Annotated in this window: 16 protein-coding genes; 8 read left to right on the top strand and 8 right to left on the bottom strand. The window is 57.3% G+C overall.

Annotated elements, in window-relative coordinates; translation table 11 throughout:
• Nucleotides 1-6936 carry a dermonecrotic toxin domain-containing protein gene (locus ACMYUN_RS21875; protein ID WP_415761756.1) on the top strand — a complete coding sequence of 2312 codons (6936 nt, stop codon included), beginning with the start codon at nt 1-3 and terminating at the stop codon, nt 6934-6936.
• 7 nt (nt 6937-6943) lie between these two features.
• Here the strand turns inward: ACMYUN_RS21875 and argR are convergent, their stop codons facing one another.
• From argR to acs, 7 genes are all read right to left on the bottom strand, one after another.
• Entirely contained in the window at nt 6944-7924 is a 981-nt protein-coding gene (gene argR / locus ACMYUN_RS21870) for a transcriptional regulator ArgR (protein WP_415761755.1), read from the bottom strand.
• A 250-nt stretch (nt 7925-8174) separates the two neighbouring features.
• Complete coding sequence (locus ACMYUN_RS21865; protein ID WP_003227281.1) at nt 8175-8939, bottom strand: ABC transporter ATP-binding protein; 765 nt, start codon at nt 8937-8939, stop codon at nt 8175-8177.
• Nucleotides 8940-8966: 27 nt separating this feature from the next.
• Entirely contained in the window at nt 8967-10079 is a 1113-nt protein-coding gene (locus ACMYUN_RS21860) for a succinylglutamate desuccinylase/aspartoacylase family protein (RefSeq protein WP_016773585.1), read from the bottom strand.
• Nucleotide 10080: 1 nt separating this feature from the next.
• Nucleotides 10081-10779, bottom strand: a complete 699-nt coding sequence (locus tag ACMYUN_RS21855; protein WP_016773584.1) for an ABC transporter permease — start codon at nt 10777-10779, stop codon at nt 10081-10083.
• Nucleotides 10776-11465 carry an ABC transporter permease gene (locus ACMYUN_RS21850; protein WP_016773583.1) on the bottom strand — a complete coding sequence of 230 codons (690 nt, stop codon included), beginning with the start codon at nt 11463-11465 and terminating at the stop codon, nt 10776-10778. The genes ACMYUN_RS21855 and ACMYUN_RS21850 overlap by 4 nt, the downstream gene beginning before the upstream one ends.
• A 91-nt stretch (nt 11466-11556) precedes the next feature.
• Nucleotides 11557-12330, bottom strand: coding sequence for an ABC transporter substrate-binding protein (locus ACMYUN_RS21845; RefSeq protein WP_024014020.1), 774 nt, complete (start codon nt 12328-12330; stop codon nt 11557-11559).
• 724 nt (nt 12331-13054) lie between these two features.
• On the bottom strand, nt 13055-15010 hold the full coding sequence (acs, locus tag ACMYUN_RS21840) for an acetate--CoA ligase (RefSeq protein WP_277758922.1): 1956 nt from the start codon (nt 15008-15010) through the stop codon (nt 13055-13057).
• Nucleotides 15011-15433: 423 nt separating this feature from the next.
• On the opposite strand from acs, the gene ACMYUN_RS21835 reads away from it, so the two are divergent.
• The 7 genes from ACMYUN_RS21835 (at nt 15434) to ACMYUN_RS21805 (ending at nt 22185) form a co-directional block, all read left to right on the top strand.
• On the top strand, nt 15434-15694 hold the full coding sequence (locus tag ACMYUN_RS21835; RefSeq protein WP_129997446.1) for a DUF2790 domain-containing protein: 261 nt from the start codon (nt 15434-15436) through the stop codon (nt 15692-15694).
• Between the two features lie 546 nt (nt 15695-16240).
• The gene (locus tag ACMYUN_RS21830; RefSeq protein WP_039757978.1) at nt 16241-17491 is read left to right on the top strand and encodes a ribonucleotide-diphosphate reductase subunit beta; all 1251 of its coding nucleotides are present in this window, start codon (nt 16241-16243) and stop codon (nt 17489-17491) included.
• Between the two features lie 100 nt (nt 17492-17591).
• A complete protein-coding gene (locus tag ACMYUN_RS21825) occupies nt 17592-18365 on the top strand; it encodes a Bro-N domain-containing protein (RefSeq protein ID WP_415761754.1) in 774 nt (257 codons plus the stop codon).
• A gap of 2 nt (nt 18366-18367) precedes the next feature.
• Nucleotides 18368-19249, top strand: a complete 882-nt coding sequence (locus ACMYUN_RS21820) for a hypothetical protein (RefSeq protein WP_415761753.1) — start codon at nt 18368-18370, stop codon at nt 19247-19249.
• 286 nt (nt 19250-19535) lie between these two features.
• Nucleotides 19536-20117 carry a Bro-N domain-containing protein gene (locus ACMYUN_RS21815; protein WP_415761752.1) on the top strand — a complete coding sequence of 194 codons (582 nt, stop codon included), beginning with the start codon at nt 19536-19538 and terminating at the stop codon, nt 20115-20117.
• 116 nt (nt 20118-20233) lie between these two features.
• Complete coding sequence (locus ACMYUN_RS21810) at nt 20234-20947, top strand: HNH endonuclease (protein WP_415761751.1); 714 nt, start codon at nt 20234-20236, stop codon at nt 20945-20947.
• Between the two features lie 251 nt (nt 20948-21198).
• A complete protein-coding gene (locus tag ACMYUN_RS21805) occupies nt 21199-22185 on the top strand; it encodes a hypothetical protein (protein WP_415761750.1) in 987 nt (328 codons plus the stop codon).
• Nucleotides 22186-22188: 3 nt separating this feature from the next.
• On the opposite strand, the gene ACMYUN_RS21800 is transcribed toward ACMYUN_RS21805, so the two are convergent.
• Nucleotides 22189-23379, bottom strand: coding sequence for a hypothetical protein (locus ACMYUN_RS21800; protein WP_415761749.1), 1191 nt, complete (start codon nt 23377-23379; stop codon nt 22189-22191).
• Between the last annotated feature and the right edge of the window lie 73 nt (nt 23380-23452).

Below are 23452 nucleotides of genomic sequence, written 5' to 3'. Positions count from 1 at the left end.
ATGCTCTGCGCACCACTCACCGGCATCGTCGTGTTCGCTGCGGATCTGTACCAGACGCGCAATGTCGCACGCGTCGTGGCCTATGTACCGAATGATCCCGAGCATCCGTTCAAGGAATATGCGTCCCCGGCTGAAATGCTCGTCGAGCTGACGCGCCAGTTGCGCTCAAAAGAGTACCAGCAGTTCTTCAGCCGCTTCGTCAATCACGAACAGCGCGGCTACTTCTTCAGCACAATCAACAGCCGCCTGAGCGCAATCAAATGGCATCCCCACGAGCCCGGCAGCGCCCTGCCCGCGTGGCGCGAGGCGCCCGTGGAACGGCCTGACCTGCAAACCACGCTGGTGCCGTTTTACGATGGCCTGTGGCAACACCTGCACCAGGCCAAACTGAACAAGGTCTTCAACGATGCCCGGGTCATCGCCGTCCCGACGGCCTGGGTCGATCAACGCGCACGCTGGGCCTTCTGGGATTCGGTGGTCAATATCCTTTCCAGCATCGCCCAGACCGCAGCCCTGATTGTCGCGCCATTCGTGCCGGTACTGGGCGAAGCAATGATGGCGTATATGGCTTACCAGATGCTCGACGAAACCTTCGAAGGCATCGTCGAATGGGCACAGGGTCGCAACACCGAAGCCATCGGGCACCTGATGGACACCGTCGAATCGATGATTCAGCTGGGCCTGTTCGCGGTGGGCGGTGCGATTGGCGCAGCCGAGTTTCGCAAGGTGCTGCCTGCAGACGTGTTGGCGTTCATCGACCGTTTCAAACCGGTGAAACTGGCCAAAGGCGAAACCCGCTACTGGCAGCCCGATCTTGAGCGCTACAAGCACCCGCTGCGTCCGCCCGTCGACTCGCGACCCGACGCACTGGGCCTGCACGCCCATCAGGGCAAGCAACTTCTGCCGCTCGACGATGCGCATTTTTCCCTGAAGCCCGCCGAGGAGCCCGGGCAGTACCGCATCGAACACCCCACCCGGCCCGACGCCTACCAGCCTGCAGTCCGCCACAACGGTGAGGGCGCCTGGCACACAGAGCTCGAACAACCGCTCGAATGGGACGGCGAAACCGCACTGCGCCGCATCGGCCCTTCGGTGGAGAGCTTTTCGCCGGCCGAGCGGGAAACCATTCTGCAGGTCAGCGGCACCAGCGAAGACGCCTTGCGCAAGATGCACGTCAATCGGGAAAAGCTCCCGCCGCTGCTGGCCGACAGCATTCAGCGCTTCAAGATCGACCAGCAGCTGCAGCGCTTCGTCGATCAGATGGACAGCGAAACGTCTGAAGATTTCTTGCGTGCCGATCCGGTCACCCAGTTGCAACTGCTGACCGACCATGGCCGTTGGCCGAGCAACAGGCGGCTGCGTCTGGTTGATCGCAACGGCGAACTGCTCTGGCAATCCTCCGCAGACGAAAGCTTGCCCCTGACCGAGTTGAGGCAGGATCGGCTGATCGGTGGCGACCTGCTCAAATCCTTGCTCTCCGCCCTCGACGAAGAACAAATCAAGGCGCTGCTTGACGAACCCTTTGCGCTGACCCCACCACTGGATGTCCGCAGCCAGACCCTGCGCAAGCAATTGGCCGGCCTTGCGAAAACCCACAAAAGCGCGCTGTTCGAGTCGCGCTATCAGGCGCTGCAGGGTATCGACGATCCACTGGCCCAACCGCTCAAGGCCCAGGCACCCGAGCTGCCGGCCAGCGTCACCCGCGAACTGCTCGACACCGCTACCGGCGACGAAATGTTGCAGCTGGATCAGGGCCAGGTTCCGCCGCGTCAGCAGGAGCTGCTGCAACTGGCGCGCCAGGAAGTGCGCGTCACCCGCGCCTACGAAGGACTGCAGCTCGGCTCGGTGAGCAATGCCGATTCCGATTCCCTCGCCCTGCACAGCCTGAAACTGCTGCCAGGCTGGAGCGGCGACGTGCGCATCGAAATCCGCCACGGCCGCTACGACGGCCCGGTCCTCGATAGCATCGGAAGCGAAGAGGCTCCCGAGCAGAAAGTCCTCGTGCGCAACGATGATGGTCAATATCAACCTTACGACGATCGCGGCCAGGCACTGCATTCGCTCAGTGACTTCTACTCCAGCCTGCTCTATGCGCTGCCGGACAGTGAACGCCAGAGCCTCGCCCTGCAAATCGGTGAGGGCCAGACACTGAAAACCGCGGTTCGCGAACACACGCTGGAACGCAGCGAGCTGCGGCAGGTGCTGTCGGAGAATCCGATCAAGCCACCGATGACCGACACATTACGGATCCTGGGGACGGAGGGTTACCCGCGTCTTCCCCCTCCAATCGTCGTGACAGGCGAGACCATTGACGCCCTTGAGCACGACATAAGAACACTCTATCCAAGGATGTCGGCCGCGGAATCAAGCCGACTCGCACAACGCCTGCGCGCCAATCCTCTGGGCTGGCGCGCGGAAATGGTCCGTCTGCAAACCGACTACCTGCAATTGCAGAACGAGCTTCAGGTCTGGGCCAACAACCCGCCCGCCCGGCACCCTCTGACAGGCAGCGCGCTCACGTCAATCGAGCGGCAAGCCGAAATTCGCAACCGACGTTTATTCAGGGAACAACTGCTGCAGGGCTGGCGACGGGAGAATGTCGTCGGGATCGATGCGCAGGGTGCCGCCTCGGGCCACGCCATGTTGCTGACTCTCCGCATCATGGGTGACTTGCCGGTGATGTCGGCCGATTTCAGCCATATCACCTGGCTGGCGATCGATGGCAACACCATGACCGGTTCTTTCGACAGCTTTTTGCAGTCGTTCCAGCGGTTGCAGAGACTGGATGCGTACAATCTCAACCTGCCGAGCCTGCCTCAGTCGCTCACCTCGATGCCGGCGCTTCGCGAATTGCGCATGCGTGATTGCCGGATCAGCCTGACCACCACCACGCAATCGGTGCTCGCGTCGCTACCACAACTCACCCTGCTGGACCTGCAAGGCAACTCGCTGGGCCTGCCTCCCGACCTGCACACGATGCCTTCGCTGCGCTACGTCAACTTGTCCAATACCGGGCTCTACGCCGTGCCGGATGACCTGCTCGATCACCCGCGATTGATCTCCGCGCAGTTCGACGGCAACCGGATCACGAGCATTCCCGAGCGGTTCTTCAACCTCGCCAGCTCCCTCAGCGATGGCTACACCTTTGCCGACAATCCATTGTCGACGGCATCAAGGGAACGGGTGAAAAACTATTACAACCACACCGGCAAATACTTCGGTGTCCGCCCCGAGACGCAAGACCTGCAACGCACCATGAACCTGTTTCCCAATATTGACGCCGAGCAGGCTACTGAGGTGTTGTACCGGTTGCCCGGGAACTGGGCCGAGGGACGGGCACAGTTGTCACGCTGGGAGGCAGAGCTGAGACAACTCAATCTCGAACTGGAGCGGTGGGTCGAACAGGCTTCCGTGACTCCATCTGGATCGGACGAGCCGTTGAGCCCTGAAGCACAGACCCGCGAGACCAATGCAAGGCGCTCCTTCGCCCGGCAAATTCAGTTGTTCTGGCGCACCCGGACCGGGTTCGGCCGCGCTGACGAGCTGAGGGCGCATGCCGAGTTCAGCGGCGCCATGCCCGTCCTCAGCGCCAATTTCGCCCATGTGTCGCGATTGAACCTGAGCGGCAACAGCAACCTCTCCGCCATCGCTCCTTTCGTGGAACACTTCCCCAACCTGACTACCCTGCGTCTGGACAGCTTCGCACTGGATACACCGACGCTGGCCGGAATCAGCCTGCCCGGTCTGACCGAACTGGAGCTGAAAAACTGCGGCGTGGTTCTGACCCCCGAAAACGAGGCAGCCCTGATGTCCATGAACGGCCTGCGCAGGCTGGACCTGGGCGACAACCCGCTGGGGACATTTCCCGATCTGAATCTGCTGCCTGAACTGAGATACATCGACCTGTCCAACAGCGGTCTCACTGTACTCCCCGATGGGCTGGCCACTCATCCGAAGCTGCCCATTGCGGTGCTGACCGGCAACCGCATCACCGACCTCCCCGACGCCCTGTTCGAGATCCCGGGGGCTCGCAGCGACGGCATTTATCTTTCCGACAACCCGTTCTCGGCCACGACACGCGACAAGATCAAAGCCTATTACCGCCTCCATCAGAACGATTTTGATGTGCGCGCCGATGATCAGGACATTGCCCTTGCCCGACAACTGTTTACCGGGCTGGATCAGCAACAGGCCAGCGATATGATTTACGACCTGCCAGGCGACCTGGCGGACAGTCGCATGCAGCTTGATCAATGGCGCGCAGAGCTGGAGCAGATGCAGCTCGATCTCGCGCAATGGACAGAGCAAATCACCGCCACTCACCCGGTTACCGGGCAGGTGCTGTCGGCCGATGAATTACAGACGCAAACGGCGGCGCGAACGGCGTTCAAAGAAGCATTGGAAGCGTTTTGGCGACAGCGGTCGAACGAGACTGCAGCGCGAAGCGAGTTTTTTGCCGCCGACCTGAAGTTTTTTGGCGACATGCCACGGCTGTCGGCGGATTTCAGCCACGTTGCAAGTCTGAAGCTCAACGCAAACGCTGCAATCAGTAACATCGGCACGTTCATCGAACGCTTCCCCAACCTGCAGGCTCTGGAGCTCAAAGCCGTTGCCCTGAACGATATACCAGCATTTGTGGCGGACCTGCACACGCTCAAGGAACTGCGCCTGAGTCATTGCGCCGTGAAGCTCACACCTGCCGGACAGGAAGTACTCAATTCCTTGCCCACGCTCAAGCTTTTGGATCTGAGTAATAACCCGCTGGCCATGGCGCCCGATCTGCGCACCATGCCGGCGCTGGTGGATGTCTTTCTGATGAATGCCGGCCTGACCGTCCTGCCCGAAGGCATTGTCGATCACCCGGTTCTGCAGTACGCGTACCTCAATGACAACCTCATCACAGAGTTGCCGGAGACTCTATTCGCCGCGAATCCACAACGCCTCGATGGCTTGTATCTGAACGACAACCCGCTGTCCCTCGCTACCCGTGAGCGAATCAAGCGCTACCATGCCAGCCACGCACACGACTTTGGGGTGAGCCCCGCGCCGGCGGACATCGCCTTGGCGCGAAAGCTTTTCCCGGGACTGAACGACTTGGCGGCCAGCGACATGATCTACCGTCTGCCCGGCACCTTGCAGGCCGGCACGGCGCAGTTGCTTCGCTGGGAAGCGGAACTCGCCCGAATGATCGCCGACCTCAATACATGGCGTGACCAAATCCCGGCCAATGATCCGTCCACAGGACAATTCTGGACGGCCGAGCAAAGAGTGGCGCAATTGGACGCCAGACAAGAATTCGCCAAGCGACTGGAACGACTGTGGCGCGGCCGACGAACCGGAAACTTGGCGTTACGCCTGGACAGGTTTGAAACGAGCGCTAAGTTTGCCGGCGAATTACCGCCGTTGAACGCTGATTTCGGCCACATTACGCATTTGCAAATTGATGGTAATCCGGGGCTGAGCGTGCCTGACGGCTTTCTGCGCAGCTTCAACGGATTAAGCGGGCTGGAACTCAAAGACTTCAACCTTGGCCGGATCCCGCAGGCTCTGCAGAGCACACCGTCGCTGGAAACCCTGATGCTGAGCAAATGCCGGATCACGCTCGATGCGGCGGGGCAAGCGATCTTGTCCACGCTGGGCCGTTTGAAGGCGCTGGACCTGTTCGGCAACACTCTGGAGGCCACCCCGGACGTATCAGCGCTGACGGATCTGAGATTTCTCGACCTGATCCGGACCGGAATCGACTCTGTGCCCGCAGGGCTTGAGCGACTGCCACAGTTGAACGCTGCGTTATTGAACGACAACAACATTGCCGAGCTGCCCGGCGACCTCGTTCCTTACGCCGGGCATGGCATTGACGTAGGCGCCAATCCGCTGTCAGCGGCGTCCAGAGAACGCATCAAGGCAACGTTTCAAATGACCGCAGACAACTTTGGCGTCTGGGCCGAACCGGCCGACCTCAACCTGATGCAATCGCTGTACCCCTCGTTGACCGGCCTGGAAGCCAACGACTTGTTGTACCGTCTGCCGGGCACACTGGCGGACGGACGTGTCGAACTGGCGCGCCGACAGACGGAGATGACGCGCCTGCTCACGCGACTCGATACCTGGTGCAACGAGACTGCGCACCATCCGGTTTTGCGTACACCGCTGACCGGCGAAGCGGCGCGGCGGGAATCAGTCAGCCGAAAACGCTTTAAGGAAAATCTGGAGGCGCGCCTGCGCCGCTATCCGAAATCGCCAAAGGACAACGCGTTCGTCTGCGATCTGGCCTTCTCGGGAGAGTTGCCGCCATTGGCCGGACGCTTCGACTACATCGAACAGCTGGAACTGACCAGCACCTCCGCTTCGCCTCCCGGCGTCAATCGCCTGGTGGAGCTTTTTCCGAAGCTGAGCGTGGTCGACATCCGCAATTACCCGCTGAGGGAAGTCCCGCCGGCAATTACCGGACTGGATGCACTGACGACCCTGAGTTTGCCCGACTGCCGCCTGACGCTGCCCCAGCAAACTGCAGATGCCATCGCCGGAATGCAAAACCTCGTCTCTCTGGACCTGGGCGACAATCCGCTGGGCAACGTTCCTGCGCTGAGCAAACTGGCCAATCTGCAGATACTGCGTCTGAACAATATCGGCCTGCGCGCAACGCCCAAAGGACTGTTCGATCTGCCAGGACTGAAGTCAGTGAACCTGGCGGATAACGTCATCAGCGAGTTGGGGAGTCAGTTTCCATCGACTCCCGGCGACGTGGCGACGCACTACAACTTCAGCGGCAACCCACTGAACCCGCGAAGTCTGCAACGCCTTGAGGCTTACAACCGCGCACGGCAAATGCGTCTGCTTGAAGAGCAGGCCGGTCAGGTCAACCTGAATCCATCGCCCGATGACAGTGACGGGTCGGAGATCTCCGTCGGCGTGGAGTTCAACCGCGACAGTTAAGCCGCGATCAGCCGCGCTCTGGCGGCACTGACGACAATTCGAACGGGCTGCTGCTGCGCCGCTGGTTGCGATCTTCCCGCGGCGTGGCACCGAAGAAATTGCGGTAGGCGCTGGAGAAATGCGGCCCCGAGGAGAAGCCACAGGACAGGCCGATCTGGATGATCGACTTGCTGGTCTGCATCAACATCTGCCGGGCCTTGTTCAGGCGCAATTCCAGGTAGTACTGGCTCGGCACGCGGTTGAGGTACTGCTTGAAGATCCGCTCCAGCTGCCGACGGGATACGCACACATGCTGGGCGATTTCGTCGGTGGTCAGCGGCTCTTCGATGTTGGCTTCCATCAGCAACACCGCTTGGGTCAGTTTCGGATGGCTGGAGCCGAGGCGATTCTGCAACGGAATGCGCTGACGCTCACCGCCCTCGCGAATGCGCTCGACCACCAGCTCTTCCGACACCGCACCGGCCAGTTCCGCACCGTGATCACGGGCCAATACTGCCAGCAGCAGATCGAGCACCGACATGCCACCGCAAGCGGTCAGACGATCGCGATCCCAGTCGAACAGATGACTGGTGGCAATGACTTTGGGGAAGCGCTCGGCAAAATCGTCCTGCCAGCGCCAGTGCACGGCGGCGCGATAACCGTCGAGCAGACCGAGCTGGGCCAGTGGATAGACACCAGCCGAGAGACCACCGATCACGCAACCGGCGCGCACCACTTGCTTTAGCGCACTGCTCAGCGCCGGTGCCAAAGTGGTGGGCGGCTCATCAGCGAGCAGGAACAGTTTCTGGAAATTCTCGAGCTTGCCGGCCCAGGGCTCGCCGGGCAGTTGCCAGGCACCTTCGGTCTGCGGTTCGGCCTGCAAGAACGTGAGTTCGTAAACCACGTCCGGGTGCACCCGCTGCGCAACACGCAAGGCCTCCTCCGCCAGCGCCAGCGTCAACGCTTTAGTGCTGGGCCAAATCAGGAAACCAATTCGATGGGCAGTCATGGGCGGGCAATCCGAAACGAACAACGGTGATGAAGGCATGGGCCAATGCTAGCCCGGAAATGAACACAAATCCTGAAACCGGTGAAGATCAGAATGTGGGAGCGAGCCTGCTCGCGAAGGCGGTGTACCAGTCAACATAATTGCTGGCTGTTCTACCGCTTTCGCGAGCAGGCTCGCTCCCACAGGGGATCTGAGCCAGCCAGAAGATCGCGAAGCATGACCTAATCTGGTGCACAACGGCAGTCCTGTTTTATTTCAGGCTGCCCGACAGGAACTGCTGCAAGCGCTCCGACTGCGGGTTGACCAGCACTTCGCGCGGGTTGCCGCTTTCTTCGACGACGCCTTTGTGCAGGAACACCAACTGGTTCGACACTTCACGGGCGAAGCCCATTTCGTGAGTCACCACAACCATGGTGCGACCTTCCTGCGCCAGCGCCTGCATGACTTTCAGCACGTCGCCGACCAGCTCCGGGTCGAGGGCCGAGGTCGGTTCGTCGAACAGCATCACTTCCGGCTCCATCGCCAGCGCACGGGCAATCGCCACACGCTGCTGCTCGCCGCCGGACATATGCCCAGGGAATGCATCCTTACGATGGGCCACGCCAACCTTGTTCAGGTAGTGCTCGGCTTTCTCGCGGGCTTCGGCCTTGGATACGCCGAGCACGTGCACCGGCGCTTCCATGATGTTTTCCAGTGCGGTCATGTGCGACCACAGGTTGAAATGCTGGAACACCATCGACAGGCGCGAACGCATGCGCTGCAGCTGCTTGGGGTCAGCCGCTTTCAGCGCGCCGTCCTTGTTCGCCACCAGTTTCAGCTCTTCGTTGTTGAGCAGAATCTTGCCGGCGTGCGGCTGCTCGAGCAGGTTGATGCAGCGCAGGAAAGTACTTTTGCCGGAGCCACTGGAGCCGATGATGCTGATCACATCGCCGGCGGCGGCTTTCAGGGACACGCCCTTGAGCACTTCGTGACTGCCATAGCGTTTATGCAGGTCTTGGACTTCAAGTTTGTACATGCGGTCGGTTCTCACAAAAACAGTCAGTCAGTCGTTGAGCAAGCGCCCGTGACGCAGCGCTTCGCGCCCCGCCACCTTGGCCAGCCAGAAACCGGGTTGGGCATAGCGCAGCCGTTCAATGGCAAACAGCACCCCGGACGTACCAGCACATACCGTGCTGACCCGATCGGACACAGGGTCGATCACTTGAAAAATCTCGTCGCCCGCCTCGACCCATTCGCCGGGCTTGCGGGAAAAACTCACCACACCGGGGTGCGGCGCAAACAGCAATTCAGTGCCTTCGAACGGCATGCCTTCGCACGGTTCGAAGGCCGGGTTCGGCCACTCGCCAGTGATCAGGCCCTGCTCGGCGAGAAACGCGAGAATGCCTTCGGCGTAAGCCTCGGCTTCGACGCGGCCGGTGTCGGCCTGCCCGCCCAGCTCGATGGTCGTCGCCAGGCATGCCAACGGAATCTGCGCGTCGGGGAACTGCCGCGACAGGCGCAGCCACGGCAACGAGCAGGCTTCGTCGAAGGAGCTGCCGCCGGAATCTTCCGCGAGCAAACCGACCTTGACGTTCAGGTGCGCCGACAATGAACGCCACTGCGGCCAGTGCTGCGGCAGCGCATACATGTGCAGCGCGGCTTCGGCATCGCAGTGCAGATCCAGAACCACGTCGGCGGTGCAGGCGTGGCTGAGCAGCACACGCTGCATGCCTTGCAACTGGCTGCTCGCTTCGGGCAATCCGGCCAGGTGGTCGGCCATTGCCTGACGGATGAGGCGCACGTTGGCATGCGGATCATCGCCGAGCCTGTCGCCCAGTGCCGCCGCTACCGGCGCGCTGAGCTCGACGAAGTCACGGTTGAAATTCTTGCCGCTGCCCGCCTCGAAACGGCCCTGGAAATTGCCTTGCAGCAATTGCCCGAGACCCAGAGGATTGGCCACCGGCACCAGCTCGATCACACCGTTGAGCAAGCCCTGGGCTTCGAGTTCGCCGAGGCGCTTTTTCAGCTCCCAGGCGGTGCGCATGCCCGGCAGTTCGTCGGCGTGCAGGCTGGCCTGGATGTAGGCCTTGCGCTCGCCGCTACCGAAACGGAAAACCGAGACTTTGCGCTCGCTGCCCAGGTGGCTCCACGGCAATACGTGGTCGATGCGTTGCATATCAGTGCTTCCGTGGCGCGAGGTAGCTCAACCAGCGACGCTCGGCCAGTTTGAACAGCTTGACCAGAATGAAGGTCAGGCACAGGTAGAACACGCCAGCAGTGATGTACGCCTCGAACGGCAGGTAGAACTGCGCGTTGACGGTTCGTGCCGCGCCAGTAATGTCGATCAGGGTCACGATCGACGCCAGACTGGTGGTCTGCAGCATCATGATCACTTCGTTGCTGTACTGCGGCAGCGCGCGGCGCAGGGCCGACGGCAGCAGAATGCGCTTGTACAGTTTGAAGCGCGACATGCCCATGGCCTTGGCCGCTTCGATCTCACCGTTCGGCGTGGCCTTGAGGCTGCCGGCGATGATTTCTGCGGTGTAGGCGCTGGTGTTGATCGCAAAAGCCAGACACGCACAGAACGTCGCGCTCGACAGCCACGGCCACAGGAAGCTTTCGCGCACCGCTTCGAACTGGGCCAGACCGTAGTAGATCAGGAACAGCTGAACCAGCATCGGCGTGCCACGGATCACGTAGGTGTACAGCCACGCGGCGCCGTTGACGAGCGGGTTTTTCGAGACGCGCATCAGCCCCAGCGGCAACGCCGCGAGCAAGCCGAAGAACAGCGACAGCGCGAGCAGTTTGAGGGTGGTCAGCAGGCCGCCGAAGTACAGCGGCAGTGCCTCCCAGATGACGTTGTAGTCGAAGATCATAGATCAGCCGCCCTTACGCCTACCGAGTAGCGCTTCTCAAGGTGACGCAATGCCAGCAACGAGACACTGGTGATTACCAGGTACATCGCCGCCACCGCGAGGAAGAAGGTGAAAGGCTCGCGCGTGGCATCCGCCGCCTGCTTGGCCTTGAACATCATGTCTTGCAGACCGACCACGGAAATCAGCGCGGTGGCCTTGGTCAGTACCAGCCAGTTGTTGGTGAAGCCGGGAATTGCCAGGCGAATCATCTGCGGCACCATCACCCGGAAGAACACCTGAAAACTGCTCATGCCGTACGCCATGCCTGCTTCGGCCTGGCCCTTGGGGATCGCCATGAACGCACCCCGGAACGTCTCCGAAAGGTACGCACCGAAGATGAAACCGAGGGTACCGATACCGGCGGCCAAAGGATTCAGATCGATGTAGTCGTCATAGCCAAGCATTGGCGCAACGCGGTTGAGCAGGTCCTGACCGCCGTAGAAGATCAGCAGGATCAGCACCAGATCGGGAATGCCGCGGATCACCGTCGAATACAGGTCGCCCAGCCACGCCAGCCAGCGCACTGGCGACAGGCGCAACGCGACACCGATCAGCCCGAGAACGATGGCCAGAGCCATGGACGACAAGGCGAGCTGAAGCGTCAGCCATGCGCCATCGAGGATGACAGCCCCGTAGCCTTTCAACATGATTCAGGTCCTCGAAAGTTGGGATGAAAAAATGGCGCAAACCGCAGAGATTCTGTTGCTTGCGCCATTTCGGACTTGTCGCAGAGACGTCTTACTTGCCGTAGATATCGAAGGCGAAGTACTTGTCCTGGATTGCTTTGTATTTGCCGTTTTCGCGGATGGCCGCGATGGCCGTGTTGATCTTGTCTTTCAGGGCGTCGCCCTTGCGCACCGCGATACCTACGCCGTCGCCGAAGTATTTGACGTCGGTGAAGGCCGGGCCAACGAATGCGAAGCCTTTGCCGGCGTCGGTTTTCAGGAAACCGTCGTCGAGCAGGGTAGCGTCAGCCACGGTACCGTCCAGGCGACCGGCAGCCACGTCGAGGTAGATTTCGTTCTGCGAGCCGTACGGCTTGATCTCGGCGCCCAGTGGAGCGAGAACTTCGCGGGCGAAACGCTCGTGGATCGAGCCACGCTGTACGCCGATGTTCTTGCCTTTCAGCTCAGCCAGACCCTCGCTGACCTGAGTGCCGGCCTTCATGACCAGACGCGCCGGGGTGTTGTAGTACTTGTTGGTGAAGTCGACCGACTTCTTGCGATCTTCGGTGATCGACATCGACGACAGGATCGCGTCGATCTTGCGCACTTTGAGAGCCGGGATCAGACCGTCGAACTCTTGCTCGACCCACACGCACTTGACCTTCATTTCTTCGCACAGCGCGTTGCCGATGTCGTAGTCGAAACCGACGATGCTGCCGTCCGGAGCTTTCGAAGCGAATGGAGGGTACGCCGCTTCGATGCCGATCTTCACAGGTTTTTCGTCAGCGACGGCATTCAGCGACAGCACGGACAGTGCCAGGGCGCCAAGCAGCACAAGTTTCTTCATCTTGGGACTCCATCGGTAAAGGGCAAAAACGGCAGAGTGAGCGACAGCCCAATATGCGAATGGGTGAATCGGAAATCGGTTGCGCATCGGCGGGAAATTTCCCATTGAAACCGCAGGCGATTTCAACGTCGGCCACGATGAGCGAGTGATCGGCATTCTAACGACAGGCCCGAAGCCGATATTTCTTCAATGCGACAACTAATTACAGATGCACCGAGAAAGCGGTTTGAGCTCATTGACAGCTCTGCAATTTCATGCAAGAGCGAAAGACAGTGAACCGATACATATTGCAAGTTGCGGGCCCATTATTCGCAAACCCTTCTAATCCGGCAAGCGCAGCGTTGTGTCTTATTTTTCAGCGGGGCTTATGAGGCTCTAAAACGGGGCATCGCGTTTCCCATCGCCCCGGTTTGGCGCGGGCGGTTACACATTGGGTCGTGGCGGGTAACAGCGGGAAAGGCCTGACGGTGCAGGTCGATAATTATTGGTTGGGGTGTTGCGGTTTCCTACAGGTGACTACTGCGGTGTCTGACAGATCGCCTTCGCTGGCAAGCCAGCTCCCACAGGGATTCGTGCTGCAACCGAAATCTTCAATACACCACAAAACCTGTGGGAGCTGGCTTGTCAGCGATAAGGCCAGCCCTACCAGCACAAAATCTGCAGACACAAAAAAGCCCTGTCCGGCGAACACCGAACAGGGCTTTTCAGCACATCAAACCGCTACTTAAGCAACATTCATGGTCTTGTGCGTATCAATCAAATGCTGCACCACACCCGGATCCGCCAGGGTCGAGATGTCGCCCAGCCCATCGTATTCCGCCGTGGCGATCTTGCGCAGGATGCGGCGCATGATCTTGCCCGAACGCGTCTTCGGCAGCCCCGGCGCCCACTGGATCACGTCCGGCGAAGCAATCGGGCCGATTTCCTTGCGCACCCAGTTCTTCAACTCCAGACGCAATTGCTCGGTCGGCTCCTCGCCGTTCTTCAAGGTCACATAGACATAGATGCCCTGCCCCTTGATGTCATGCGGCACACCCACCACCGCAGCTTCGGCCACCTTCGGATGCGCGACCATCGCGCTTTCGATCTCGGCGGTGCCCATGCGGTGCCCGGAGACGTTGAGCACGTCGTCCACGCGCCCGGTGATCCAGTAGTAACCGTCGGCATCGCGACGCGCGCCGTCACCGGTGAAGTACATGCCACGGAAGGTCTTGAAGTAGGTATCGACGAAACGATCGTGATCGCCGTACAGCGTACGCGCCTGACCCGGCCACGAATCGAGGATCACCAGATTGCCTTCGGCTTCGCCCTCGATGATGTTACCGAGGTTATCCACCAGCGCCGGCACCACTCCGAAGAACGGCCGCGCCGCTGAACCCGGCTTCAGCGCATGCGCGCCCGGCAGCGGGCTCATCATGTTGCCGCCGGTTTCCGTCTGCCACCAGGTGTCGACGATCGGGCAACGCGACTTGCCGACATTCTTGTAGTACCAGTCCCACGCTTCCGGGTTGATCGGCTCACCGACCGAACCGAGCAGACGCAGGCTGCTGCCATCGGCACCTTCAACCGCCGCCTGACCGGAAGCCATCATCGCGCGGATCGCGGTCGGCGCGGTGTAGAGGATGTTGACCTTGTGCTTGTCGACGATCTTCGCCACCCGAGTAATGTCCGGATAGTTCGGCACGCCTTCGAACAGCAGCGTGGTCGCGCCATTGGCCAGCGGGCCGTAGACGATGTAGCTGTGGCCGGTGACCCAGCCGACGTCGGCGGTGCACCAGTAGATTTCGCCCGGACGGTAGTCGAACACGCGCTCATGGGTCATCGCTGCATACAGCAGATAGCCGCCAGTGGTGTGCTGCACGCCTTTCGGCTTGCCGGTGGAGCCGGAGGTATAAAGGATGAACAGCGCTTCTTCGGCGCCCATCTCTTTCGGCGCACACACGGTGCCCGCGACTTTCATCAGGTCTTCGTACCAGATGTCGCGATGCTGGTTCCACTTGATGTCGCCACCGGTGCGCTTGCAGACGATGACTTTCTGGATGCTGCTGGTTTCCGGGTTGGTCAGGGCGTCGTCGACGTTGGCCTTGAGGGAAATCTTCTTGCCGGCACGGATGCCTTCGTCAGCGGTGATCACCACTTTCGAACGGCAATCGATGATGCGACCGGCCAGGGCTTCCGGCGAGAAACCGCCGAACACCACCGAGTGAATCGCGCCGATCCGGGTGCAGGCCAGCATGGCGACCACGGCTTCGGGGATCATCGGCATGTAAATGGTCACCACGTCGCCACGGTGCACGTCCTGACCGCGCAGGGCGTTGGCCAGTTTGCACACTTGCTCGTGCAGTTCGCGGTAGGTGATGTTGCGGCTTTCGGAAGGATCGTCGCCTTCCCAGATGATCGCGACTTGGTCGCCGCGCTCGGCCAGATGGCGGTCGAGGCAGTTGTAGGAAACGTTCAGCGTGCCGTCGGCAAACCACTTGATGTCGACATGGTGATCGTCGAACGACGTCTGCTTCACCGTGGTGAAAGGCTTGATCCAGTCCAGACGCTTGGCTTGCTCGCGCCAGAAGCCGTCAGGGTTGACGACCGACTGCTGGTACATGGCTTTGTAGGTCGCCTCGTCAGTCAGCGTGTTTGCCAGAACCTCGGGACGAACGGGATACAGAGAAGCCGCACTCATCTTTCCTACCTCGGTGTAATAGTTGTTTTTGTATGACCCCGTTGTAGCCGGGTGGGGCCCATAGAACCATTCGACGATGGTAGTAACAAGCCCCTACAAAATGTCCGCATTCCATGTGGGAGCTGGCTTGCCAGCGATGCAGTCAACGCGGTCCGTCAGGCAAACCACATCCGGCCAGACACCAAGACCTGAATCGATTGTTACCAAATCTATCAAAAGTGTTTATCAAAACCGCCCCTGTTTACCGACACACCACCGCCCTAAAATTCACCTCGCCAACAAGGCAACCGCGATTAACAACGTTACAGCCCCCACGAAGGCCGTTAATCCAGCTCTCCAAGTAACGCATCAACTACTCAAGCTCCACACGCAACCCTAAAAAGGTTGCGTGACCCCACTCGACCTCAAAAAGGTGAATTAGAAATGAAAGCTTTATTGGTTCTGGCCCTCAGCAGTCTGTGCGCAACCGCCATGGCAGACGAGGTCCCGACTGATGTCGCACAGCAACAACCGGTCATCGAGGAATACACTTACTCCACCCATCTGGATGTCGCCAAAGTTGTTTCGATGAGCGAGGTTCCGAATGTCTGCGAAGTAGTGCCGGCAACAATGGAATACGACGACCACAAAGGCCAACGCCACATCCTGCGCTACAGCATCATGGGCAACGGCTGCACGAACTGAATCAGACTGCACCGAATCGGATCGCTCAACGCTGCATTGAGGGTCGATTCCAGCCCGGCTCCGGTCGGGCTCAGTTGTGTCTGGAGCCGCGAAAAAGGCTTGCAAAACACTAGATATAGTGAAAAACGCACTTTTCTGGCTATTTTTTAAACAAAAAAACACCTGCCAAAAAATTAACGAAAAAAAATCTGCCAGGGTCGACTCCGCGCAAAGCCCTGTAATCCCTCGGTCGGACCGAAATCATCGCCCTCCTCGGCCTCACATGAGCCGATTCGCCGCACCACGCCGGTAAAAATTTCCCTATAATGCCGCCCTATACGGGTCAGCAATATTCCCTTACAGGGAGCAAAAGCCATTCTGAAGCCCCGCAACAGTGCCCGACGCTGATTGCGCCCATCAGAGGCTCTCGGAACCCGTCAAAATTTCTGTTTATTTGCCTGCGTGCAGCGCTGCAAAAAACGACATCCAACGCGGCTTTGGCCGTGTGAAAAACCAACCCATCAGGTTTCACACGGGCACAAGCCCTCACGCAGGAGACGACACGTCATGCTGAGCTGGGACGAATTCGATAAAGAAGACAGTGAAGTCGCAACCGTGAAAGGCGCCAACGCCGGCCACGCAAGCGAAGCCAACATGGACCGCCTCGACAACGCTGGCGGCGCCGCCGCGCTGGAAGCCCGCGCCGTCACCGCCGACGACTCGGCCGCCGTGGCCCGCGCCAAGGCTGCACTGAACTCCCTCGACGTCGCCGAAGGCCTCGCCGAACTCGAAGGCGCCTCCGCCCGTGTCGCCGTTGACGAAAAGCGCATGATCAACTGCCGCGCCGACCTCAACCAACTCGTACCATTCAAGTACGACTGGGCTTGGCAGAAGTACCTGGACGGTTGCGCAAACCACTGGATGCCGCAAGAAGTCAACATGACCGCCGACATCGCCCTCTGGAAAAACCCGGAAGGCCTGACCGACGACGAGCGCCGCATCGTCATGCGCAACCTCGGTTTCTTCTCCACCGCCGACTCTCTGGTTGCCAACAACCTGGTCCTGGCCGTGTACCGCCTGATCACCAACCCGGAATGCCGCCAGTACATCCTGCGCCAGGCTTTCGAAGAGGCGATCCACACCCACGCCTACCAGTACTGCATCGAATCGCTGGCCATGGATGAAGGCGAAATCTTCAACATGTACCACGAGATCCCATCGGTCGCGAAAAAAGCAGCCTGGGGCCTGAAGTACACCCGCTCGATCTCCGATCCAAAGTTCGAAACCGGCACCCCAGACACCGATAAAGAGTTGCTGCGCAACCTGATCGCCTACTACTGCGTTCTGGAAGGCATCTTCTTCTACTGCGGCTTCACCCAAATCCTCTCCATGGGCCGCCGCAACAAAATGACCGGCGTCGCCGAGCAGTTCCAATACATCCTGCGCGACGAATCCATGCACCTGAACTTCGGCATCGACGTGATCAACCAGATCAAAATCGAAAACCCACATTTGTGGGATGCCGAGATGAAAGAAGAAGCGACCCAGATGATTCTTCAGGGCACGCAGCTGGAGATCGAATACGCACGTGACACCATGCCTCGCGGCGTACTGGGCATGAACGCGGCGATGATGGAGGACTACCTGAAGTTCATCGCTAACCGTCGTTTGTCGCAGATTGGTTTGAAGGAAGAGTATCCAGGGACGACTAACCCGTTCCCTTGGATGAGCGAGATTATGGACTTGAAGAAAGAGAAGAATTTCTTTGAGACTCGCGTGATCGAATACCAAACTGGTGGTGCGTTGAGCTGGGATTGATGATGGCGTTGAGCCATGCTATAACAGCAAAAGCCTAAAGGATGCTTAGCTGAATAAATTAAAGCCCCGCAAGTGCGGGGCTTTTTTATAGGAAATTAAAATGCATACGCCAATACTACTGGATTATCACGCTATTCATGGCACCTCGAAAATCAGAAGCTTCTACATCGATGAAAACTTATACATCTCGTTAGAAGATGTTGTTTTGACTCTAGCAAAAACAAATACAGCTATAAACGAACAAGGTAAAACTGGTCTAGGACAGTTAGTAAAAGCTCAACGCGATGTACTGGACAGCGACGAATACAAACACTTCCCAGTTATCGACGATTTATCTGCGCAACCGAGAACAGAGGTTTTTATTACAGAACCCGGTTTATACCGAATAATCTCTCGCGACAGCACTCCAGCCAGTAAATCATTCCAAAGATGGATATTTCACGAAGTAATACCGGCAGTAAGGAAGTACGGGACATACCCCGCACCAGTTAAACAGGGCAGCTCAGAGATAATGTCTCTAGCCCAAACCCTCGCACAGCATACCAATCTACTTATAAAAGAAATCGAAGAGCGAGAAAAACTCGCCAACGAAACCCGTTTACGCTTTGAAGAAACCGAGCGACAACTCGAAGAAATAAATCAGAAAATCGAGACAATTACGCTTCCAAGTGATAACTCCGACCTTATAGATGTGCAAAACTACTGCTCGGACAGGTCTATAATTATTGACCTGCAACATCTGAGAGCCATGTGCGCAAAACTGTGCTTGGAACAGGGCATAACTTATAACAAGAAGAAAAACCCAGAATCCCACATGGATTGTCTGTACCCTCCATTACTAATAAATGAAGCCATAAAACTTATTCGGAGCTGATGATGAGCGAGCTAATGCAGTCAGAACTACCGCTAGAATTGCCCTCGGCTTCTTTCGCGGAGATCGACGGGATACAAATGGGCGTTTTGAACGACACTACCCCTTATCTCACCGAAAGAGGCTTAGCTAGGCTCTGCGGAGTAAACCCTAAAACGATCAGTGACTTAGCTAACAATTGGCACGATGAAGTATTCAAGCCCAGAGGAAAAAGAATTAAACAGCTATTGATTCAGCAAAATTTCACAGCTGAACGAATAGTTATTAAAACAGAGCAAAACGGCCAAAAAATCAGCGCCTACCCAGACACAGTCTGCATGGCAATCCTAGAATATTACGCATTTGACTCAGATAATACCGACAACCAGATAGCGCAAAGAAACTTTAGGCTGCTAGCCCGCAGAACCCTGCGGGCCTTTATCTACGAAGGAGTTGGATTCTCACCCGAGTCACTTAAACTAGACTCATGGCGCCACTACCACGACAGAATCTTACTAAACAAACTGCCTGCAGGTTTCTTTAGTGTTTTCAGAGAAATTGCAGACATCGTTGTATCTGCAATTGAGTCAGGACTGATCATTGACACACATACTGTTCCAGACATCAGTGTTGGGCAGATGTGGGCCAGACACTGGGCTTCAGAAAATCTCGAAGCAGTCCATGGTGAGAGAAAAAAATTCCCTCATGAATACCCAGACTACTTCCCTCAATCAGCAGCAAAAACCGAAGCAAATATATATCCACTGAGCGCTCTGGGCGATTTCAGAATCTGGCTAGAAAAGATATATTTACCTCAAAAATTCCCTGCATATTTACAGAAAAAAATAGCGCAAGGCCTTATTCCCCAGGGCACCGCTGGCGCACTTCTTATGTCTCTAAAAAAATAAACCAAACCGAAAACAATCTAGGCGATATCAATACATCGCCTAGATTTACAGACAATTCCCACATAAAAAAGCACACAACCTTATTGACGCGAAAACCTATCGCACCTAAGGTACACATAGGTGCCTAAGAAACACCCAACGTAGAAGCTGACTTATTTACACATTACGATCTATATTCCATCAAGAATATATATGTTTAATGCGTAAACAATAATGCTTGTTGGGATATTCTTAATTCCTCTACGTTGGGTTACGGCTCTTTTAACTTAAACGTAGAGGTAAGGATATGTTTACAAAAAAATGGCTGCTGCCTCCCACTACCTCGGAGGACGACCTTGCTGAACCAATCATTCCCACGACTTTTAAACGCCACGGCCTCTATCTGCACGGCCTTTTGGTTGAAAACCAACCATGGTTTTGCGCCCGCGACATCGGTCGTTTGATGGGTGTGCATCTCAGCGAACGCATGGTCAACAAGCTAGACAAGGATCAACGTCGCGTCCTGTCGATTGAGTATTTCCGGAAACCCGAAAAGCAATTGATGCTCAGTGAATCCGGCGTCTATGCGCTGCTGGTTTATCACTACGTTCCGGGCAATCGGTTGCTGCGTGAGTGGCTAACTCATCAGGTAGTGCCGGCCTTACGCGATGCAGAACACTCGGGGCATTCAGATCGGCCGATGTTGAGTTTGTTGGATTGGCCGGAGATGTCTTTGAGTCTGCTGCATTGGCAGAACGAAGATTGGATTCGGCTGCGGGACATGCCTTATCTGTTGAGCGATCAGACACCACGAAAAGCGATGGCGACTAAGCCTTGGTGGCGAAGGGTCGCTCAGGCGTTTCAGGCGTCGAAGCATTCGATGGGTTGAGCGATGCTCTTGTAGGAATGCACGCAAGATCCGTCGCTATTTTTTGTAGGAATTTTCGTAGACATCTGTGATGGCCACTCAGTATCGTCCGAGGGTTTTCAACCCTCGGCGATTTTATGGATACGGAAAAAGAAAATAGTGGCTGGTCGGATGAGGAGCTTGAAGCTTCGGTTGATGGCTATCTCGATATTCAGACTCGCTACCCAAATGAACAAAAATTCAATAAGTCCTTGGAGCATAAGCGTCTGCAGAACGGCGTACTCGCCGGGCGAAACACCAAGTCGATTGACTATCGACTGCAGAACATTACCGCTCTGTTCGAAGATCTTGGGCTGAAAACGATCTCTAGCTACAAACCAAAGGTGAATCTCGGTTCGGGGATTACCGCGCGCCTGATCAAAATCCTAGAATCTAAAGGCCTCATTACGCTGGATTCCGGTACACCTTCCACGCAAGAAGAATCATCACTTCGAAATGTACAACGAGCGAAACAACGTGATTTTGTGAGTGAGCCAGAGGGTGTGCAGATACCTCAGCAAATCGTCAGGACAACCAAAACCTACGCCCGCACATCCAAAGTCAAAGATTGGATTCTGTTCAACGCCAAGGGTGTCTGTGAGGGATGTGGACAACCAGGTCCGTTTGAAATGAATGGAGAACCTTACCTTGAGGTTCACCACGTTAAGCATTTGTCGGACAACGGGACGGACTTCAAGACCAACACCGTAGCGCTATGCCCAAACTGTCATCGACGCTGCCACCATTCTGACGACAGAGAGGCTTTCACTGCTTGGCTGTATGACAACGTTGGAAGACTCGAAAAGGAATAGTCGCGGTTCATCTGACTAACCGTATTTGCTGTTCTTGGGACTGCTTCGCAGCCCAGCGGGTGCAAGCTCCCTCGCCACAGGGTGATGCGTGGCCTGCAATGTCGGTGTGAATATTGAAATCTGGTTGATGCCGAAAATCGCCAGCACGCTGGCTCCCACATATTCCGCATCATCCTGAAAACAATCAGTGCAACCCGCGCCACCTCCCGCTATTAATACCCCTCCCCCCACTCAAGGATCCGAGCCCCGCCATGAAATTCGATCTCGCCTACTGCCTCAGCCTCGACGACAAGTTGTCGATCTATGACGTTCGCGATCTCAATTTCGATGAGACGGTGGCGTTTGACTCGGCGAAGGAGCACTTCCAGTGCCCCAACGATGCCTGTCGTTCGGCGTTCGAGGCGTCCAACGAGTTGGGTACGTTCAACGCCAAGAACGTGAATTACGTGCGCACGCCGCACTTCAAGAATCTGCCCACTACGCAGCATGTGGCGGGTTGTCCGTACGTGAGTTTGAAGGCGTCGGCGTCGGGCGTTGAGACGGCGGATGGTGAGGTGGATGACGGGCGTGAGGAACACTTCCCTTCGGAGTTGTTGCTGACCCGCCGTGAGTATGTGCGCAAGCCTATCGCGCCAACGGGGGTGGCGGATGTGTTGCGGGATGACCCGGTGCGGGCGGCGGCGGACGGTGGTAAAGAGTCAGCGAGTCGTGAGTCGGCGCCGGACAAGACCAGTGTGTTTGCGCATCCGGTGGAGTGTTTTGTTTCCAACTTCGCGGACAAGGAGTTGCTTAAGCGGATGCCGTTGAAGGTCGGCGAGCATTCGGCGCCGTACAGTTCGTTCTTCAAGAAGATCGAGTATCTGACGGACAACAAGGGGCTGATTTACTGGGGGCGGATCAAGAAGATCGAGGACTTTCACAGTGCCAGTTTTCGTATCGATTTCGAAGACAAGGTCTGGTTCAAGAAACCCGAGGACAGTAAGAAGAAGCCGTATCCGGTCAGCGTTTATCTGAACAAGAAGCTGATCGACAACTACCGCAAGCGCAAGGCGTTTCTGGAGGAGATCAAGCACGCGGTGGATAGCGACAAGGCGTTGTTCTGTTTTTTCTATGGGGTGACGCCGGAGTTGAAGCAGGTGCCGGGCAAGAAGAACCCCGAAAAGCCTTTCGAGGTCTTCAATGCCAATATCGAGAACCTGGATCACTTCATTATTCGTGAAGCGCCGGGTCTGGAGTGACGGTTAGCCCTGGGGCAGTTGCAGTTTGGCGGCGCCGGGGTGTTGTTTGATCAGCGAGTACGGCAGGATCGACCAGTCGGGTGAATCGCAAGAGCGTTGCACGCGAGCGAAATAGGCGCCGAGGTACAAGCCCTTCTCGGTGAAGTACCAAGGTGAAGTGCCCCAGATGCTCTCATCCTGGAAGTTGCAGTCGTCATCTCCCGTCGGTTTCTTCATTTCTGTGGGGTACAGGGCGGTGAATTGCTTGATTACCCAAGGTACCAACTCTTTGCTTACGTACTGATAGCGCGCGTTACTTTCGTCCTTGCTCAGAGGTTCGTCGCCCAAGCTATCGCGTTCGGCATGTAAAAGTGGGTTGCCCTCACCGACCCACAGCACATCTTCGAGGGACAGCGGGTGGCCGGTTTTGACGTCAATGTTGAGCGGTGAATCGCCGAAGTCTGGGTGCGCGCCGCCGCAGTAATAGCTGGTCGAGATATTCAGGCTGACCACGGCTGGCGAGATCATTTTCGGTTGCGCCTGTTGCATAAATTCGACGTTTTCGCCGCCCTGCAGCTGGCAGCCGTGGTAACTGATGACCTCATTCCAGAGTCGTCCAAGCAACTGCTGGTTAACCCGTTGCTGATCATCTTTCGACAATCCGGACTCCACGCTGAACAGTGAAATCTTTGTCTCAGGCTCTGTCCACCATTGCAGGTGGTAGCCCATGAAGTTTTCTTTCTTCGCCGGTTTCAGTTTAAGTCCCTGCAGGCGCAAATACTCGTAAGGCTCGCTGTAGGGCAAAGCGGCAATGAACGGCAAAGTTGATGAGGTGGGGGCGGTAAGTCTGGCCTCGATGAGTTTCACTGGCAGCTTCTTGCCCTGCGGACTTTTCCATTCGCCCTGCCAGCCGCTGCCGGTTTCTTCCAGTTCCAACGTTGACAGCGGCTTGTCGTCACCATAGCGATTATTGCCCTCGGTCAACGTCAGCGTGCTGTTCTGCAACGCGCCACTGAGCGGCAAATCACGATGGTATTTTTCGTAGAAGTACCGACCGGTTACTTCGTCCTGCTGCGTGATGTTGAGCTCTACGACGATCGGCATTTTGCCCAACGTGCCGGTGAACACGCGTCGGCCATCATCGGCGTGGACACTTGGAATCAGCGAGAACAGCACAGCAGCGCATGGCGCCAGGCGTATCAGTCCCTTGAGCATTGATCGTTCCTTGAAAGAGTCAGAGGTCGCGCCGGCAATTGAGGGCCGGCGCGGATAAATTCTCGGCGATTAT

The sequence above is a fragment of the Pseudomonas sp. CP4 genome, from assembly GCF_047758505.1.
GTDB classification, from domain to species: Bacteria; Pseudomonadota; Gammaproteobacteria; order Pseudomonadales; family Pseudomonadaceae; genus Aquipseudomonas; species Aquipseudomonas fluorescens_AO.
Note: the sequence above shows the minus strand (reverse complement) of the source record. Positions and strands in the feature narration are given on the sequence as shown.